Below are 18,088 nucleotides of genomic sequence, written 5' to 3'. Positions count from 1 at the left end.
GACGCAACATCCGCTTCGGCATCCGCGAACACGCCATGGCCGCCATTGCCAACGGCCTCGCCTACGACGGCATTTTCCGTCCCTCCGTGGCGACCTTCCTCGTGTTTGCCGACTACTCCCGCCCCTCGATGCGCCTCGCCGCGCTCGCCAAGCTCCCCGTTCTCTACATCTACACGCACGACTCCGTCGGCGTCGGCGAAGACGGCCCCACACACCAGCCTGTCGAAACCGTGTCCGGCCTGCGTGTCATTCCCAACCTCGACGTCATTCGCCCCGGCGACCCTGAGGAAACCGCCGGAGCCTACGCCGCCGCGCTCTCGCGCACCGACGGCCCCACGCTTCTCGCGCTCTCGCGTCAGGCCATGCCGATCCTCAACGAAGTCGCACTCATCACCCGCCGTCAGGGCGTGGAACGCGGCGGCTACATTCTCATTCAGGAAAAAGAACCTCTCACGCACATCCTCCTGGCCAGCGGCAGCGAACTCCAACACGCCGTGGCTGCGGCCAAGATCCTCGGTGGCGGCGTGCGCGTGGTCTCCGTGCCCTGCTTCGAACGCTTCAACCGTCAGACTCCGGAATACCGCGAAAGCGTCCTTCCGAGTTCCTGCCGCAAGCGCATCGCCATTGAGGCGGGCGTGACCGGCCTCTGGCATCAGTACGTCGGACTCGACGGCAAGGTCATCGGCATCGACCGTTTCGGCATCAGCGCTCCCGGCGGCACCGTGATGAAGGAACTCGGCATCACCGCCGATTCCGTCATCGCCGCCGCCAAAGCCCTGTAACGAAGCCGCGATCAACAACAGCGCCAAGGAGCAACGGTATTCAAAAAACCGTTGCAGATATCTCCCTCCCCCGCCGCTCTAAATTCGCACCGGCATGACGAGCGGACGGTGGAGGTACCAAGCCACCAAGGCCGGCTCCATCAAAAGCACCACCATGGCGGGCACATAAATACTGCGGCCCAACATCAAGTAGCCAACCACCAGCATCGTGCCTGCGGCCAACGCGCAGGCCGTTGCCCAATGGTGAAACGCCAGCAGTCCGACGATCCCCATCAAAATCACCGCCACCACCAAGATCGGCACCGACACCCCAAACAGCCCCACCATCATCCCGATCATAAAAAATAACGGAGCATTCAGCGACTTGCGCGTGCGAACGACACCCGTCCGATCAAGTTCCGAGCTGCTGCTTTTGTAGCTGGTATAACTGGTTGTCTTTGCCTCGCTGGCGTCACTGGAGGGAGCATCACCGGCATTTCCATAGCTGCCTTCGTCAGTCCGGCGACGGCCCAAGATTTTTTTCCGCCGCCCCATCACTTGTAAAAGGATGGAAAGGCCAAGCGCCGCCAAAACAATGACAGTCGGCAACTGGCCTTGCAGTCCGCAGGTATCGGGAGCGCGAGTGACACCTTCCTTCAATGCCCAAACTCCGATGGCCCCGCGAACCGGCTCGATCCAGACATGGCGACCCTTCCACCAACGCCGTCGCCGCCGGTTCTTGTCGATGTGCATTGCCCTGAGTTGCAAAAACTCAAGATGTCGGCAGTCAGCCGACGTCAACCAGCGAGCCGGAAGAAAAAGCGCGGCCAAACCAACGACAAGAAGGTACCAATTAACAATCATCCGAATGAAGTGAAGAAGGAGCCCTGATCCATTGCCGACCAAACGCCGCCTGTCGATATGTAAAAGGTTTTCATTCGCATAAGCATATCATCTGTTTCCTTAACTCTCTAACCTGCAATGATACTGATGGCGGGGGCATTCACTTTCACTCGCTCCCACTCCCTCTGCGCCAATCGGCCGGATGACACACGAAGCCCGGCCAAATTCGCCTAACAAATAATCTTGAACGCCCTCCCCCACGCCGCTCCCTTGGCGGACGTGTCTGCTCAAGCTCCACTCCTAATGCTCGGCCTGCCCAAAGGCAGCCTCGAGGAATCCACCAAAGCGCTCTTCGCCAAGGCCGGTTGGAAGATAACCACCAGTTCGCGCTCCTACAAACCCAGCATCGACGATCCCGAGTTGGACGGCCGGTTCATTCGTGCGCAGGAAGTCAGCCGCTACGTCGAACACGGCTTTTTTGACTGCGGCCTCACCGGATGGGACTGGGTGCAGGAAAACGAATCCGACGTCATTGAAGTCTGCGACCTCGTTTACAGCCGCGCCTCCACGCTCAAATCCCGCTGGGTTCTCTGCGTCCCCGAATCCTCCTTGATTCAGAAACCCGAGGACCTTGCCGGCAAACGCGTGGCCACCGAACTCGTCGGCACCGTGAAGCGCTACTTCGCCGCCAAAAACATTCCCGTAACCGTCGAGTTTTCCTGGGGTGCGACCGAGGTGAAAGTACCCGACCTCGTCGATGCCATCGTGGACATCACCGAGACCGGCTCGTCGCTGCGCGCCAACAAACTGCGCATCATCGACACCCTGCTCACCACCAACACCAAACTCATCGCCAACAAGTCCTCGTGGGCCAACCCCGCCAAGCGCAAGAAGATCGAGACCATCGCCCTCCTCCTGCGCGGCGCGCTCGAAGCCGGCAGCAAAGTCGGCCTCAAACTCAACCTCCCCAAAGCCGCGCTCGACGACATGATCCGGCAACTCCCCTCGCTGCGCAACCCGACGATCTCCCCGCTCAGCAGCCCCGACTGGGTCGCCCTCGAGACGATCATCGACGAAAGCGTCGTCCGCGAAATCATCCCGCAACTCAAGGCCCTCGGCGGCGAAGGCATCGTCGAGTATCCGCTCAACAAAGTCGTTTACTGAAAAATTAAGAATTAAGAGTTAAGGGAGGTTCTAAAAATTGGAAAAACAGCGAAGACGCAAAGGCGCAAAGATCAGAGCAAAGAATTGTGAATTTTTGCATCTCATTTATTTTTAGTTAACTACAAAACAATCAAAGGAGTTTCTTCCTTTGCGCCTTAGCGACTTTGCTGTTCAAAAATGTAGTTTTAGAATCTCTCTTAAGAATTAAGAAAACAATCCGCCCGCTTGTCCGATCCGCTCCCCCCTCCCTCCCCTTGTTTTCAATTCTTAATTCCTAATTCCTAGTTCCTAATTTCCACATGCTCACACTCGGCCTCCTCCAACACGCCTGCGGTGCCGACCCGAAGGCCAACCTTAAAAAAACGCTCGCCCTCACCGAGCAGGCCGCCCGCAAGGGAGCGAAAATCATCTGCACGCAGGAACTCTTCCGCTCGCAGTATTTCTGCCAAAGCGAAGACCACGCCCATTTCGCCCTCGCCGAACCCATCCCCGGCCCCAGCACGCAGGCGTTCCAGAAAATCGCCAAAAAACACCAGGTCGTCATCGTCGCCTCGCTCTTCGAAAAACGCGCCAGCGGCCTCTACCACAACACCGCCGTCATCATCGACGCGGACGGCTCGCTCCTCGGCATCTACCGCAAGATGCACATCCCCGACGACCCCCTCTTTTACGAAAAATTCTATTTCACCCCCGGCGACACCGGCTTCCGCGCCTGGCAAACCCGCCACGGCAAAATCGGCGTCCTCATCTGCTGGGACCAATGGTATCCCGAAGGCGCGCGCCTCACCGCCCTCCAAGGCGCCGAAATCCTCTTCTACCCGACCGCCATCGGCTGGCATCCGTCAGAAAAATCTGAATACGGCGTCAACCAGCACGGCGCCTGGGAGACCATCCAGCGCTCGCACGCCGTCGCCAACGGCTGCTACGTCGCCTCGATCAACCGCATCGGCCACGAAAAAATCGCCGGAGTCGGCGGCGACGGCATCGAATTCTGGGGCCAGAGCTTCGTCGCCGGCACCAGTGGACAAATCCTCGCCAAGGCCAGCGTGGACCGGGAGGAAATCCTCCTCGTCCCCGTCGAACTTGGAAAAGTGGATACAACCCGCACCCACTGGCCCTTCTTCCGCGACCGCCGCATCGACGCCTATGGCGACCTCACCCGCCGCTTCATTGATTAGCATGGAATGCGGCGATTTATCGCCGCTTTTGAGAGGCCGTTTTAACGGCCTCCCCCCAATCGAGAATCCAAAATCGAAAATCCCTCCATTCGCATGACCGCTCCCGCCACCGAAACCATTCCCCCCCCCCCCCCCCTCCACTCCTTCCGCCCTTGGCTTCCGCATGCCGGCCGAATGGGCACCCCAGTCCGCCGTCTGGTTGTCATGGCCGCACAACTACCACTCGTGGCCCGGCAAATTCCGCCCCATCCCCTACCTGTTCAGCCGGATCGTCACCGAAATCAGCCGCCGCCAGCCCGTGCGCATCAACTGCGACCGCTACCGCCAGCCCCGCGCCATCAAGCTCTGCGAAAAAAACGGCGCCGACATGAGCCGGGTGACATTTTACGATCACCCCACCAACGACGCCTGGTGCCGCGACCACGGCCCCATCTTCGTCAAACACACGCAGACCGGCGAAGTCGCCCTCACCGACTGGGCCTACAACGCCTGGGGCGACAAATACCCGCCCTACGACCTCGACAACCAAATCCCCCCCGGCATCGCCCGCGCTCTCGGCCTGCGCCGCTTTGAGAACGACATGGTGCTCGAAGGCGGCTCCATTGACGTCAACGGCGACGGCCTGCTCCTCACCAGCGAGCAATGCCTGCTCAACAAAAACCGCAACCCCCGCCTCAGCCGGGAGCAAATCGAGCAAAACCTCCGCGATTACCTCGGCGTCACCGACATCCTCTGGCTTGGCGAAGGTATCATCGGCGACGATACAGACGGCCACATCGACGACATGACGCGGTTCTACAAACCCGACGGCTTCATCACCTGCGTCGAGCCCAACACCTACGACAAAAACCACGCCCTCCTCGCCGCCAATCTGGAGCGCCTGCGCGGCTTCCGCACACCCGCCGGAGGCAAATTCGACATCGTCGAGCTGCCCATGCCCAAGCCCTTCGGCTTCCAGCGCCAGCGTGTGCCCGCCAGCTACGCGAATTTTCTCATCATCAACGACGCCGTCCTCGTCCCCACCTTCCGCCAGAACAAACGCGACCGCGAAGCCTGCGCCATCATTGCCACCTGCTTCCCCAACCGCGAAATCGTCCCCATCGATTGCTACCACCTCATCTGGGGACTCGGCACCCTCCACTGCATCTCCCAACAACAACCGGCGTAGCACCATCCATGACCATCTATCCAGCCATCGACATCAAAGGCGGCCGTTGTGTGCGCCTCACCCAAGGCCGTGCCGATCAGGAAACCGTTTATTTCGAAAACCCGGCCGACATCGCCACCCAATTCAAGGCCGCCGGCAGCCCTTGGGTTCACGTCGTTGACCTCGACGGCGCCTTTGCTGGCGAACCACAAAACCTCACCCAAGTGCAGGCCATTGCCGCGCTCGGCATGAAGGTGCAACTCGGCGGCGGACTCCGCACCCGCGCCGCCGTCGAACGCGCGCTCGGCTTTGGCGTCAGCCGCGTGGTCATCGGCACCCGCGCCGCCGAAAGCGAGTCCTTTGTCGGCGAACTCGTGCAAACCTTCGGTGACAAAATCGCCGTCGGCATCGACGCCAAAAACGGCCAGGTTGCCGTCAAAGGCTGGGTCAGCACCACCGGCACCGGCGCTCTCGACCTCGCCCGCCGCATGAGCGCCCTTGGCGTGCGCACCATTATCTACACCGACATCGGCACTGACGGCATGCTCACCGGCCCCAACTTTGTCGCGCAGGAGGCAATGTGCGAAGCCGTCGCCCCCGGCGTCGCCAGCCAGACCGGGACAAACATCATTGCCTCCGGTGGTGTCAGCCGGCGCGAGGACGTCATCGGCCTCGCCGACCTTGCCCGCCGCCGCGCCAACCTCGACGGCGTCATCGTCGGCAAAGCGATCTACGAAAAGCGCGTCAATCTCCCCGACCTGCTGCAAATCGCCGCCGCCTGACAAAAGTGGCGCGGGCTTTTTCTGCCAAACGCCCGCCGTAGGGGCGTCGCTTGCGACGCCCGCATTCCGATGTAGCGCAGGCGTCCCGCCTGCAATCCAGCCTGCTGCGCGAAGCGCCGCACTCCATAAAAGTCACCGCGCTTCGCGCTATAGACAAGATGGCAGGCGTCCCGCCTGCGCTACGTCAGCATGCGGGCGTCTCGCCCGTTCTCCGAAAGCCGCGACGAAAGGCCGCGTCTCAATTTTTCCACCAATCTCCGCTATGTTTCTTCTCAGCTTCGCTGCCTGCGCCCACGAACACACCTTCGCTTTCGGCCTTGGCCTCTTCGTCGGGAAGCTCTTCGAGCGGCGCGAATCGTTCGGACGTAAACCCGAGTTCCCGTTGACCGCCAAAAAACGGATCGGGCGGATTGACCAATTCCTGAAGCAGCAGTCCCACGGTCGCGCTGTCGCCGCCCTTGACGATCTTTTCGCGGCCCAGAAACACCTCCCGGATGGTGTATGTTTTCCCCTTCGTTGGGAGGGCGGTGTACATGGCACGGATCATTTCCGAGAAAGTATCATTAATGCAGACGACTCGCTGTCCTTTGGTCATGCCGCACAAGAAAACAACCGGAGACCGTTCGTCAAAGCCACTGTTTGGAGTCTTGATCCTAAGTCCCCGGCGTCGCTCATGAACATTGAACGACCGCGCCCCTTGGGGCCGCCCTCCCCCCCCCCCGCCCCCCCTACTCGATCCTTCCCTCGTCGAAGTCGATCAAGTCGGGCACGCTGATGATTTCGTCCACGCGGTCGGCGCAGCCCATGTTGGTCAGCGCCTCTTTTAGAAAATCGCGCCCGGCGGGCGTCATTCCTTTTTGCACCAGTTCGCGGTTCCATTTCGCCGCGCGCACGTCGGCGGGCAGGAGTGCGCGCAGGCGCGTCTCAATCTCCTCGTTGGTCGCGGACTCGAACACGATCTTCTCCACCGCTGCCGGATCGATGCCGAGGTGCAGGCAGAGAAAACGATCCATGCCACGCTTGTAATTTTTGGCGTAACTAGCGGGAAGCGCACCGTGGGTTTTCACGTAACGGCACTTGGCCAGAAAGCGCGGCAGATACAACAACCCGGTGCCCGGATGCGGCAGGTAAGGCGAGGGCAGGCAGGTGAGCACTTCGCCCGTGGAACCAGGAATGGGTTTGGATCGCATCAGGAAAACGAATCAGAAAAAATAATGAGATCAAGGAACTCACGCAGAGCCGCGGAGGCGCAAAGAAAACCGATTTTTTCTTCTCCGCGCCTCCGCGGCTCTGCGTGAGATATTTATTCCAATTCAGGCGTTCATTCCCACCGCAGCAGGAACTTCGTGTAATACGTGGTATCCATGCGCTCGGTATTGTCGGCGGGCTTGCTGTTGTAGTCGTTGCTCACGCCGATGCGCAAACGCCAGTGGGTTTTGCCAAGAGGGAACTCCAGATTGGAGTCATGCAGGAGGCGGTAGTTGGAGAATTCGTTGAACGCCGGCACATAGGTGATCTGATTGTTCATCACCGCGAAATTGCCAAAACGGTAGGTGTTGATGAGTCCGAGATCGAGACCAGCCGAGCTCACGTCGTCAGTCGCGGGATTGCCGTAGTCCTCATACCGATACGAAATACCCGCGCGCCCGGTGAGTTTCCACTCGTCGCGTTTCACGAAATCGTAACCGAGACCGACCGCCGCGATGTTATAGAAATCGATGTCCTTCTCATTGTCGTAGCCCCCCTCATCGCGCGCATACCAGGAGACGCGGTCGGTGAAATTGTGCGAGTAATCCACGCCCGCCAGAAAACGGTCATCGGAAACGTCACCATCTGTCTTCTCATAAAAATACTGCGTGTAGAACAGCAACGTGTCGGTTGGGCCGGTGAGCTTGGCGCGGAAACCCATGCCAATGCCAAACTTGTCGGTGTTGCCCTCCTTGCCGACGAGGTCGAAACTGGCCTCGTAGCTCCACTTGCGGCGCAGGGCAAGGATGGCCGGATCGGTCTCTCCGATGGCCCAGGAAGCGGCCAGCTTGTCAACGTTGGTGGAGACGGAAGCATCGTCACTGCGGATCGTCACTGCGCCATCGCCGCCGGTCGAAAGCGTGCCCGCGATGGTCGTGCCATTGTCGAGGCGGAGCACCTGCGGAGCCTCCGTCTGGATGCGCACGATCTCGGATTGCTTGATCGTGAGCGTGCCCGCGTAAGACGTTTCGAGCGTCACGGAGCCGCCGCCGATCTTGGAAACGGTGCCGGTAAGTTTGGAGCCGTCCTTGGTCTCAATGGTGTCGGCGGAGAGGCCGGCAAAACCCAACAGGATGCCCGTGAGGAACAGGGTGTGATGAATGATTCTTTGCATGAGCCGGCGGAACGTAAAAAAACCGTAAGCCGCGTCAAACCCAACTATGACAACCCCGTCGTTTTGGATTCGGTTTGCAGCCCGTTCACGACACCCGTTGCCTCCTCCCCCATGCGTGCGACCCAGATCGACATCCAACGCTCAACCCTCGCCACCGCCGATGCCTGGCGTGACTACCGTCTGCTCGACTGCGGCGACGGCATGAAAATGGAACGCTGGGGCGCGCACACCCTTGTCCGTCCCGACCCGCAGATCATCTGGCCCCGTTCCAACGGATCGGCCACAAAACCCTGGAGCGACTGGGACGCCATGTATCACCGCAACGACCGCGGCGGCGGACGCTGGGAATTTCGCAAACCCCTGCCCGATCAATGGACGATCCGCTACCATCCCCTCGACCTCACCCTGCGCATCCACCCGACGAGCTTCAAACACACCGGCCTCTTCCCCGAACAAGCCGTCAACTGGGAATGGTTTTCTAAAAAAATCCGCGCCGCCCACGCCGAATCCGGGCGCGAAATCAACGTGCTCAATCTTTTTGGATACACCGGCGCCGCCACCTGCGCCGCCGCCAAGGCCGGCGCCAGCGTGTGCCACGTCGATGCCGCCGAAGGCATGGTCAAATGGTGCAAGGAAAACGCCGCCCTCTCCGGCCTCGGCACCGCGCCCATCCGCTACATTGTGGACGACTGCCTCAAATTCGTCCGCCGCGAAGCCAAGCGCGGACGCAAATACGACGCCATCATCATGGACCCGCCGACCTACGGACGCGGCGCAGGGGGCGAGATGTGGAAACTCGAAGACCACCTCTGGCAACTCCTCACCGAATGCCGCGCGGTGCTCAGCGAACGCCCGCTCTTTTTCCTCATCAACGCCTACACCGCCCGCCTCTCCCCCACCGTCGTTGTCAATCTCCTCGCCGAACTCATGCGTCCCTACGGCGGCACCATCACCGGCGGCGAAGTCGGCCTCCCTATTGAAGCCGACGGCAAAGTTCTCCCCTGCGGCATCTATGGGCGCTGGGAAGCACTAGGAGATTCATCGTGAAAATGATTAACAACCTGGCCATCGGAGCCGAACATGAGCACGTCTAACTTCCGAACCCCCAGCCTCCGATACTTCTGATTCCGAATCGTGGTCAAACCCCAGCCCCTGTCCGCTGAGTTCTCGAATTGGTTTACGTGGATGCAGCAATTTTTGCTGTCGTATCCAATTATCAACGTCGTATCCGCCAGTTTGTGCAAAGCTTTCAGCCCTGCCGCTTTTGCCTGACAACGGCATGGGCCGGCGCGGGAAACAGGAACGAGATTCACAAGGCGAGGACGAGGTTCTCGTTTCTTCATTATTTTGTATTAATTGATGGTGTAGTGAGTCGAATACCCAGAGGCATGAATGTGATCTGGGTGCTCCGAAATCGGAGCAAATCCATCTATTTTTTCTTTCATGATCAAGCTCCGATTTTGGAGCAGAAAAACATCCATCAAAACATCATCGGCCGTCAGGTCGGCCGCATCCGCAGCAACCTCGCGCTCACTCAGGAGATGCTTGCGGCTCGGTGTGGCGTGGCCGGATGGGACATTTCCCGAGGGACGCTGGCCAAGATCGAGGCCGGCGTTCGATGCGTCACCGACATCGAAGCCGCGACTCTGGCGCTCGCCCTCAAGGTGCCGCTCCACGAACTCTATCCCGCCGACATCGCCGTTCGCTTGAAAAAATTGTCCGCGACCAGAACCTGAACGTATTCAGCTTTCCATCCCTGTTCAGTCTTTTAGCACTCCGTCCATGTCTCTTTCCGACGCCTACTACGCCACTGCCGCCGACATGCTCGCCCGCGCCCGCGAGAAAAATGCCGCCACCCTCGCCACCCTCGTGCCCATCATCGGACGCTCCATTGCCGACGGTGGCGTGCTCCACACCTTCGGCAGCGGACACAGCGAGATGATCGCCCGCGAGATCATCGGACGCGCCGGCGGTCTCATGCCTGTCACCGGCCTCTTCGATCCCGGCTACGGATTCTCGGAAAACATCGTCGGCTACGGCACCCGCCTCGCCCAACGCCACGACCACCACTACGGCCTGCGCCCTGGCGAAGCCATTATCGTCATCTCCAACTCCGGCAAAAACGCCTCGCCCATCGAAGTCGCCCTCTACGCCAAACAAAAGGGTCTCACCGTCATCGGCCTCACCTCGCTCGCCATGAGCACCACCGCCGCCACCGTTCACCCCGGCGGACAAAACCTCCACGCCATCGCCGACCACACGCTCGACAACCTCGGCGTCCCCGGCGACGCCATCGTCGAAGTCACGCCCGGCCTGCACGCCGGTCCCACTTCCACCCTCATCGGCTGCACCCTCCTCAACCTCCTCATGCTCGACGTCCTCGGCTGGCTCCGCGACCACGGCCACGACCTGCCCCTCGTCCGCAGCCAGAACCTGCCCGGCGGCATGGAGGCCAACATCGCCCTCTCCGAACGCTATCGCACCCGCCTTAGCAAACTCATCGGCTGAAACTCCACGCTCACCCACACCCAACATCCGTGAAAAACAAAAAAGCCGACGACGCCAAATCCCGCGTTCTCACCGACGCCACCGCCCCGGCGCGCACCGTCTATTTTGGCGGCGAACTCTTCAGCCTCAAACACATCCTCGGCAACGCCTACCTCGCCGAGGAAATTTACGAACGCTCGCACGGCCGCTTCCTCTGCCGCCTCCCGCAGGACATCGAATTTCGCAACAAACGTCCCAAGACCATCCGCGACAAAGACCTCCTCGCTCTCATCGAAAGCGACCTCGCCCTCTTCAACTTCGACGGCACCGAACTCGACGGCGGCACCCTCGTCGAATTCATGTTCGCCAAGTTCGCCGACATTCCCGCCGTCATCCTCCGCAGCGATATTCGCGCCTCTGGCGACCAGCCCGGCGGCGCCCCTTGGAACCTCATGGCCAGCTTCTGGCCCCGCACCGTGTCCGTCGTCATCCCCAGCCTTGCCCTTTACAAAACCGCGCAAAAACAACGTTCCCACCGCACCGCCGTCCGCCCTCCCCCCGCCTCATCCGCCACCGATGACATTGTGGTCCGCCTCGCCGGCCTGCACAGCTCCGCCACCGCGCAGCGCATGTGCGAAGTCATCGCCGACAAGATCGTCACCGCTCTCGACAAGGCCACCCGGCTCTCCCCCACCATGCCCAAGCACCTGCGCGAAGAGGTTTACCAATGGCTCGCCCGCATGCCCGGACTCGACGGCAAAGAGAAAGTCCTGCGCAAACACTTCGAGTCGATCCTCGCCCAGAAAGTCCGCCGCGACCTCCTCTGACCTCTCAGTCGGAGGGCGGGTCTCCTGACCCGCCAGACGCGGCGCAGCCGCGCCCATCCGGAATAGCGAGCCTCATCGGCGGGTCAGGAGGACCCGCCCTCCAGTGTCTGACATCACTTGGAGCTGCTCACGAAAACACCCATTCGATCGCAAACTCGTGACGGCCTTTTGTCAGGATGCGGTATTCGTCATGCACCGGCTCGCCCCAACTCGTATCGCCGCCAACACCCATCATCCAGCCATCGATGTTGACGGTGAAAAAATCACGCCGCGGCAACAGGTGGTCATGCGTCGCACCTTCGAGATCGTTCTGCGTGCAAGGCCACACGCTGGCGCTGAAATGACGAGGCGGCAGGGCATGGATGCGAAGGCTGGGGCCGGCATTTTTCCCCGCTGAAAACTCCAGCCATCGGATGTCAGTGCGCGTGGCGTTTTCCTGCGGACGCACGTAGTGAGTCATCCAGTCAGCGGCGGGCAATTCGTGCAGACCGACAGCGGCGCCGGTGCAACGGTCGATATAGTTTTCATGCGGGCCGCGTCCAAACCAGCGCGTGTGCGCAAGGCGCGATGGAATCGCAAATTGAAGCCCCATACGCGGAGGCTCGTGAGCGTCGGCAGACAGATCGGCCCGGAAAGTGAGACGGAGCCGTCCGTCATTGAAAATCGAATACGCAAGAGTGAGCGTCGTTCCGGCCAGCGCGGGGTGTGTGAACTCGTAGGTGGTCGTTGTGTGAGTCCCGGCGTCGTCCGTGCGGGAGTCGAAGTGAGCCAACCGGGCGGTGTGAGCGGCGTTTTTCCAAGCGCCCATTTTCGCCGGGACTTTCCAACCGTTGTCGCTGTCGGTGGGCACACGCCAGAAATTGGGGACAAGCGGTGCGGCAAGGTATTCGTTTCCGGATACGAGCAGCGAGGTCAGAAAACCGGTGGACGGATCGAAACGGGCGGTGAGGCGAGGTCGGGCGGGGGGAGGGGGGGGGGAGGCGAAGGTCGAGGATGAGAGTGGAAATTGCGCCCACGCCACGACATGTCCGGCGGACGCCCACCAGACGTCGCAACGAAGGCGGAAGGTGACGGTGAGAAAATATTCTCCGGACGTCACGGGCAGTTGGGGCAACGACAGCGCAACCACTCTCGACTCGCCGGGCGCAATGCCGGCCAGACGTGACGCCTCGATTTCACCGCTGGCAATGGCGCGTCCGTCTTCCTCGACTGTCCAGACAGCGTCAAAAGAAGCGAGCGAGACAAACGCATGGTCGTTGCGGATGCGAATCCTGCCGCAGGCGAGATCGTCGGGAGTCGCCGTGACCTTGATATATTGGAACACTTTTTTCGCCTCCCAGTAGTGGGGCTGCGGATACCGTTCGGCGTTGACCAGTCCGTTGAAACAAAAAACTCCGTCATTGGGCTGGTCGCCAAAGTCTCCGCCATAGGCGTGAAAGCGGAGGCCGGTGGCAGGGTCGGTTTTGTAGAGCGTGTGGTTGGCCCACTCCCAAATAAAGCCACCCCACAACTGGGGATGTGCCTCAAAAATATCCCAATAATCCTGCAAGTTGCCGAGCGCGTTGGAATGGGCGTGCGCGTATTCGTTGAGCAAAAAAGGCCGCCCTGATGGATACGCGCCGTGTTGTTCGGGAGAGCCGATTTCGCCATGCTCGCCTTTGCGCACGGCCTTGCCGGCAAGATGCTGGAGGAGCCAGGTGGTGGTCGGGTATGTCTGGCTGTCCATGTCGGCGGCAAGGTTCATGTCGGCATATTGGATGGGCCTTCGCTCGGGATCGGCGGCGTGCGCGGCTTCGCGCATGGCAAGGAAGGCGTTGCCATAACCGGCTTCGTTGCCGAGCGACCAGAGCACGACACTGGGATGCTGACGGTCGCGGATCACCATGCGACGCATGCGTTCGACGACATTGGGCTGCCACTCGGGGAGATCGCCGGGGAGGACGCGCTTGTGGTAGCTGAGGCCGTGGGATTCGACGTTGGCCTCGTCCATGAGGAGCAGGCCGTGGCGGTTGCAAAGGGCATACCAGCGCGGGTCGTCGGGATAGTGGGCGGTGCGGACAAAATTGAGATTCGCCTGCTTGATGAGGCGAAGGTCGCGTTCCATGTCAGCCTGCGTGACAACGTATCCGTTAAGCGGATGCGATTCGTGACGGTTGACGCCTTTGACTTTGAGCGGGCGGTTGTTGAGGCAGAGTTGGAGGTCGCGGATTTCGACGCGGCGGAATCCGAGGTCGGCGCGCCGGGTCTCGATGATGCCTCCGGTGGCTGCGTCAACGAGTTCGACAAGGGCGTCGTAAAGGTGCGGCGTTTCGTGGGTCCAGAGTTGCGGAGCGTCGAAGCGAACAGTGCTCGTGGTGCCTTGCGGGGAGCTCACCGGCTCATCGAGCAGGAGTTGCTGCTGTCCATCGGGAGCGCGAAGGCGAAGGCGGAGACGAAGTGCCGCCGATATCCCGGCGGAGCAGCGCAGCACATAATGGAGCGTGATGTCGGCAGAGCGGAGGTCGGGCGAGAGTGGGTTGTGCAGGTAAAAATCCCACACGGTGACGGCGGGCGTCCGGTAGAGAAACACGTCGCGGAAAATACCGCTGAGTCGCCACATGTCCTGATCTTCCAAATACGAACCGGAACAGAATCGATAAACCTCGACAGCGAGAAGATTGGGCGTCGCGGAGGACGCAGGATGGAGGGCGTCGGTGATGTCAAACTCAGCGGGAGAACGGGAGTCCTGACTGTAACCGATTTTGCAGCCGTTGACCCACACGTACATCGCCGACGAGACGCCGGCGAAATGCAGGATGACACGGTCTCCATCGTCGGCGTTGGAAGGCCAGGCGGCCGGGAGCGTGAAGGTGCGGCGGTAACTGCCAACGGGATTGCGCTGCGTGCGGGTGGTGTAGTGCGCCGGGGGTTCATCCATCACGCGGGGAGGATTGGGCTGGAAGGGATAATTGTAATTTGAATACACGGGAACGCCGTGTCCGCGGAGTTCCCAGCAGGCCGGGACGGCGAGCGTGGTCCAGCCGGTGGCGGCGTCGGGCGTGTAATCGGGACGGTAAAAATCAACGGGGCGCGAGGCGGGGTCGGGCGACCAGTGGAAGGACCAGGCATCCTCACTGTTGAGGGAGGCGAGCCAGGGAGAATGGTCGTAGTCGGACGCGAATCCACTGGCGGCATCGGGGCAGGGCCAGGAGGAGTTGCGCGGGGGGAGTTTGTTGATGCCGAGGACGAGCGGTTTTTGCCAGTCTTCGGCGTTTTGAGGGACACCGGCAGCCGGGGAGGGGGCAATGTTGAGGGATGCGTTCATGGTTTTTGAAATCAGGATCTACTGGCGAATCCAATTATCCACTACACCAGCAGGCGGGCCAGCGTTTGCAAAAGGACATCGATGCCGCAAGGTTTTGCCAAGAACGCACGTGCTCCGGCTTCGCGGGCGGCGGTTTCCTGCGAGCCCAGCCCGCTCATCGCGAGCACGACCGCGCCGGGGACGATGCGGCGCAATTCGCGGATGGTGGTCATGCCGTCCACTCGCGGCATCAGGAGATCCACCAAGGTGGCGGCGATTTCTTTATGGCGTTTCTCAAACAATTCGATGCCCGCCCGGCCATCCTCCGCCGTGATCACCTGGTAGCCAAACGACTCCAGCGTTTGCTGCATTACGTCGCGCAGCGACGGCTCATCCTCGATCACGAGCAGCAATTGCCCGCGTCCCGAGGGGAAACGCGACGGCGATTCACAACGCGCAGGAGGCCGCAACGCGGGGTCCGCCGGCAGCCGGATCGTGAACGTGGCGCCCTGCCCCGGCTCGCTCTCAAACGTGATGACGCCGCCATGCGCATTGACGATCGTGCGCGCCGTGGCGAGCCCCATCCCCAGTCCCCGGCCACCGGGCTTGGTCGTGAAAAACGGGTCAAACAAACGCTCGCGCACCTCGGGCGCGATGCCCGTGCCGGTGTCTCGAACCGTGATCTCGATGACCGGACCACACGGCATGCCCGAAGCGCCGGCGGCATCGGCAGCCGGCAGGGGCGGGAGGTTGCGAGCCGTAAAAGTCAGCGAACCACCGGCAGGCATGGCGTCGCGGGCGTTGATGGCGAGGTTGAGCAACACTTGGTGGAGTTGCGTGGGATCAGCCATGACCGGCCAGAGTTGCGGGTCGATCGAGGCGGTGGTCGCAATGCCGGCGGGAAACGTCTCGCTGGCGACGAGCGCCACATCCTTGATGAGTTGCGCGGCGTGAAGCGGGACGGGCGCGCCTTCGAGTCCGCGGGCATAGACAAGGACTTGTTTCACGAGGTCGGCGCCGCGCCGCGCGCTGGTCTCCACGGCCTGAAGCAGGCGTTCGCAACTGGCATTGTCCACGCGGAGCCGGAGCAGGTCGATGGACATGAGCACGGGGGCGAGCGCGTTGTTGAGATCGTGCGCGATGCCGATGGTAAGCTCCCCCAGGTTCTCCATGTGGCGGGCGCGCAAATGCCGGGTCTGACCGCGCTGGTGAAGATCAAGCTGCGCCTCGAGTTCTCGAATCCGCGCACGCAATCCATCTGGTGTATCTAAATGGCTGATACGGTCGTCATCGGACCCGGATTCGGACGGCGAATTGGCGGCGGTGTTCATGAGGAAGGCGGATGGGCGGGAAGCGAATGGGTGAATGATTTTTTCCAAAAAAGCCGCCGGGCTGGAATGCGCGGCGGCTGACTATGTTGAGAGGGCGGGCGGGCTGAGCCTGGTGGCGATTGCGGCGGCACACCGTCAGCCGTGGTGCTCGGCCAGCCAGCGCTCGGCTTCGATGGCGGCCTGGCATCCCATGCCGGCGGCAGTGATGGCCTGGCGGTAGATGTGGTCGGCACAATCGCCGGCGACATAAATGCCCGGGACGCTCGTGCGGACCTGCGAGCCGGAAGCCGGCACAAAGTAACCGTTGGCGTCCACCTCCAGCGCGGAGGCGAAGGGACCGGTGTTGGGCTGGTGGCCGATGGCAACGAAGACACCCTTGACCGGCAGCGTGCGCTCCGCACCGGTCGTCACATGGCGTACCGTGAGACCGGATACAGAGCCCGCCTCCACGCCCTGCACGGCGGTCGGAATGCTGTCCCACACGGCCTCGATCTTGGGATGCGCCACGACACGGTCGGCCATGATCTTGGAGGCGCGCAAGGCGTTGCGGCGGTGAACGAGGTAAACCTTGCTCGCAAAACGTGTCAGGAACAACGCTTCCTCCGCCGCGCTGTCGCCGCCGCCGATGACGGCGACCTCCATGTTGCGATAAAACGCGCCGTCGCAGGTGGCGCAGGTCGTCACGCCCTTGCCGCCGTAGAGTTCCTTTTCGCCCGGGATGCCGGTGAGGCGGGGCGAGGCGCCCGTGGCGATGATGACGCTGCGGGCCAGAATGGTGCGGTCGCCGCAGTTGAGTTGAAACGGGCGCGACGCAAAATCGACGGACTCGACCTGCGCCTGCTCGAAACGCGTGCCGAAACGCTGGGCCTGTTCGCGCAGGTTTTGCATGAGCTGGAAACCGTCGATGCCGGTCGGGAAGCCGGGGAAGTTTTCCACCTCGCTGGTGGTCGTGAGCTGGCCGCCCGGAAGCGTGCCCTCGATGACGAGCGGATTGAGATTGGCCCGCCCGGTGTAAATGGCGGCGGTAAGGCCGGCGCAACCTGTGCCGACTATGACGATGTTTTCAACGGGAGTGTGGGACATTTGAATTGGATTGGGAAAAAAAGATACACCAAGCGTCAAAGACGCCCGCGCGACAAGGCAGAAGGTCGCTTCGCCAGGGTAAAGTTAAACTCGGCGGTTGAAGTTCTCCCGGATCAGAGGCTGGATTGCGTGGCATGAAAATCGCATTTCTCAGCGGCACCAGCATCCTGCGTTCCCCGTTGTTTGCGACCTGGGAGGAACGCACCGTGGACACTCCGCACGGCCCCGCCACGCTGCGCCTGCGCGGTGAGCACGCCGTGCTCAACCGTCATGGCGTCGCCGCCGCTCCCGTGCCCCCACACCACATCAACCACCGCGCCAACATCGCCGCGCTTCATAAATTGGGTTTTTGCGACGTGGTGGCGTTGAGCTCCGTTGGTTCCCTGCGCGCCGACCTGCCGCCGGGCAGCCTCATCTCGTGCTCCGACTACGTGGCGCTCCAGCAGGGGCCGGCCACCTACCACGACAATGACATGGACGGCGGCGCGCCCGGCATCGCCAACAATTTGCTGCCATTCATCTGCGACCGCCTGCGCAACGAATTCTACATCGAAACCGGCCAGGTTTACGTGCAGATGCGCGGCCCGCGCTTTGAGACCAAAGCCGAAATTCGCGTCATCCGCGATTGGGGCGACGTCGTCGGCATGACGCTCGCGCACGAAGCCGACCTGTGCACCGAACTCGGCCTGCGTTACAACTCCCTCGCCATGGTGGACAACCTCGCCAACGGCATCGAAGGCGCGGACATCGGCTACGCGCAATTCCACGAACTCGTGCGCGACAACCAGACAACCGTGGACCGCCTGCTCACGCGGTTGCTGGAAATCTTTGCGTAGCCCC

The 18,088-nt window shown here is 61.4% G+C and carries 17 protein-coding genes; 10 read left to right on the top strand and 7 right to left on the bottom strand.

Going from position 1 to position 18,088, the window contains the following annotated elements; translation table 11 throughout:
• Nucleotides 1-782 (top strand): transketolase-like TK C-terminal-containing protein (locus tag OBACDRAFT_RS13590; protein ID WP_043586448.1); only part of this gene is annotated, 782 nt, incomplete at its 5' end.
• A 78-nt stretch (nucleotides 783-860) separates the two neighbouring features.
• Here the strand turns inward: OBACDRAFT_RS13590 and OBACDRAFT_RS27310 are convergent.
• Nucleotides 861-1,625 carry a hypothetical protein gene (locus tag OBACDRAFT_RS27310; protein WP_043586446.1) on the bottom strand — a complete coding sequence of 255 codons (765 nt, stop codon included), beginning with the start codon at nucleotides 1,623-1,625 and terminating at the stop codon, nucleotides 861-863.
• A gap of 282 nt (nucleotides 1,626-1,907) precedes the next feature.
• Here OBACDRAFT_RS27310 and hisG point away from each other — a divergent pair, with 282 nt between their 5' ends.
• The 4 genes from hisG (at nucleotide 1,908) to hisA (ending at nucleotide 5,875) form a co-directional block, all read left to right on the top strand.
• Complete coding sequence (hisG, locus tag OBACDRAFT_RS13580) at nucleotides 1,908-2,768, top strand: ATP phosphoribosyltransferase (RefSeq protein WP_043586458.1); 861 nt, start codon at nucleotides 1,908-1,910, stop codon at nucleotides 2,766-2,768.
• A 299-nt stretch (nucleotides 2,769-3,067) separates the two neighbouring features.
• Nucleotides 3,068-3,946, top strand: a complete 879-nt coding sequence (locus tag OBACDRAFT_RS13575; protein ID WP_043586443.1) for a carbon-nitrogen hydrolase — start codon at nucleotides 3,068-3,070, stop codon at nucleotides 3,944-3,946.
• Between the two features lie 163 nt (nucleotides 3,947-4,109).
• The gene (locus tag OBACDRAFT_RS13570) at nucleotides 4,110-5,114 is read left to right on the top strand and encodes an agmatine deiminase family protein (RefSeq protein ID WP_043586441.1); all 1,005 of its coding nucleotides are present in this window, start codon (nucleotides 4,110-4,112) and stop codon (nucleotides 5,112-5,114) included.
• Nucleotides 5,115-5,122: 8 nt separating this feature from the next.
• A complete protein-coding gene (gene hisA, locus OBACDRAFT_RS13565) occupies nucleotides 5,123-5,875 on the top strand; it encodes a 1-(5-phosphoribosyl)-5-[(5-phosphoribosylamino)methylideneamino]imidazole-4-carboxamide isomerase (RefSeq protein ID WP_043586439.1) in 753 nt (250 codons plus the stop codon).
• A 238-nt stretch (nucleotides 5,876-6,113) separates the two neighbouring features.
• Here hisA and OBACDRAFT_RS13560 read toward each other — a convergent pair whose 3' ends face one another.
• From OBACDRAFT_RS13560 to OBACDRAFT_RS13550, 3 genes are all read right to left on the bottom strand, one after another.
• The gene (locus OBACDRAFT_RS13560) at nucleotides 6,114-6,470 is read right to left on the bottom strand and encodes a hypothetical protein (RefSeq protein ID WP_043586437.1); all 357 of its coding nucleotides are present in this window, start codon (nucleotides 6,468-6,470) and stop codon (nucleotides 6,114-6,116) included.
• 133 nt (nucleotides 6,471-6,603) lie between these two features.
• On the bottom strand, nucleotides 6,604-7,065 hold the full coding sequence (locus OBACDRAFT_RS13555; RefSeq protein ID WP_043586436.1) for a DUF5069 domain-containing protein: 462 nt from the start codon (nucleotides 7,063-7,065) through the stop codon (nucleotides 6,604-6,606).
• A gap of 131 nt (nucleotides 7,066-7,196) precedes the next feature.
• Nucleotides 7,197-8,237, bottom strand: a complete 1,041-nt coding sequence (locus tag OBACDRAFT_RS13550; RefSeq protein WP_043586434.1) for a DUF481 domain-containing protein — start codon at nucleotides 8,235-8,237, stop codon at nucleotides 7,197-7,199.
• 111 nt (nucleotides 8,238-8,348) lie between these two features.
• Between OBACDRAFT_RS13550 and OBACDRAFT_RS13545 the strand changes: the two genes are divergently transcribed.
• From OBACDRAFT_RS13545 to OBACDRAFT_RS13530, 4 genes are all read left to right on the top strand, one after another.
• The gene (locus tag OBACDRAFT_RS13545) at nucleotides 8,349-9,284 is read left to right on the top strand and encodes a class I SAM-dependent methyltransferase (protein WP_052361969.1); all 936 of its coding nucleotides are present in this window, start codon (nucleotides 8,349-8,351) and stop codon (nucleotides 9,282-9,284) included.
• A gap of 413 nt (nucleotides 9,285-9,697) precedes the next feature.
• A complete protein-coding gene (locus OBACDRAFT_RS26645) occupies nucleotides 9,698-9,973 on the top strand; it encodes a helix-turn-helix domain-containing protein (protein ID WP_043586453.1) in 276 nt (91 codons plus the stop codon).
• A gap of 46 nt (nucleotides 9,974-10,019) precedes the next feature.
• Nucleotides 10,020-10,745, top strand: a complete 726-nt coding sequence (locus OBACDRAFT_RS13535) for a sugar isomerase domain-containing protein (protein ID WP_043586432.1) — start codon at nucleotides 10,020-10,022, stop codon at nucleotides 10,743-10,745.
• Between the two features lie 29 nt (nucleotides 10,746-10,774).
• The gene (locus OBACDRAFT_RS13530; protein ID WP_052361966.1) at nucleotides 10,775-11,551 is read left to right on the top strand and encodes a TIR domain-containing protein; all 777 of its coding nucleotides are present in this window, start codon (nucleotides 10,775-10,777) and stop codon (nucleotides 11,549-11,551) included.
• A 127-nt stretch (nucleotides 11,552-11,678) separates the two neighbouring features.
• Here the strand turns inward: OBACDRAFT_RS13530 and OBACDRAFT_RS13525 are convergent, their stop codons facing one another.
• The 3 genes from OBACDRAFT_RS13525 to trxB all read right to left on the bottom strand — a co-directional run bounded on the left by OBACDRAFT_RS13525 (nucleotide 11,679) and on the right by trxB (nucleotide 17,248).
• Nucleotides 11,679-14,855 carry a glycoside hydrolase family 2 TIM barrel-domain containing protein gene (locus tag OBACDRAFT_RS13525; RefSeq protein WP_043586430.1) on the bottom strand — a complete coding sequence of 1,059 codons (3,177 nt, stop codon included), beginning with the start codon at nucleotides 14,853-14,855 and terminating at the stop codon, nucleotides 11,679-11,681.
• A gap of 41 nt (nucleotides 14,856-14,896) precedes the next feature.
• Nucleotides 14,897-16,165, bottom strand: a complete 1,269-nt coding sequence (locus tag OBACDRAFT_RS13520) for a hybrid sensor histidine kinase/response regulator (protein ID WP_125068887.1) — start codon at nucleotides 16,163-16,165, stop codon at nucleotides 14,897-14,899.
• A 135-nt stretch (nucleotides 16,166-16,300) separates the two neighbouring features.
• Nucleotides 16,301-17,248 (bottom strand): thioredoxin-disulfide reductase, encoded by a 948-nt coding sequence (gene trxB, locus OBACDRAFT_RS13515; RefSeq protein WP_043586428.1) that lies wholly within the window; start codon nucleotides 17,246-17,248, stop codon nucleotides 16,301-16,303.
• Nucleotides 17,249-17,382: 134 nt separating this feature from the next.
• Here trxB and OBACDRAFT_RS13510 point away from each other — a divergent pair, with 134 nt between their 5' ends.
• Nucleotides 17,383-18,084 carry an MTAP family purine nucleoside phosphorylase gene (locus tag OBACDRAFT_RS13510; RefSeq protein ID WP_043586426.1) on the top strand — a complete coding sequence of 234 codons (702 nt, stop codon included), beginning with the start codon at nucleotides 17,383-17,385 and terminating at the stop codon, nucleotides 18,082-18,084.
• Nucleotides 18,085-18,088: the final 4 nt, after the last annotated feature.

Source organism: Geminisphaera colitermitum TAV2 (genome assembly GCF_000171235.2).
In the GTDB taxonomy this organism is placed as follows: domain Bacteria; phylum Verrucomicrobiota; class Verrucomicrobiia; order Opitutales; family Opitutaceae; genus Geminisphaera; species Geminisphaera colitermitum.
This window is presented reverse-complemented; position numbering and strand designations above follow the sequence as displayed.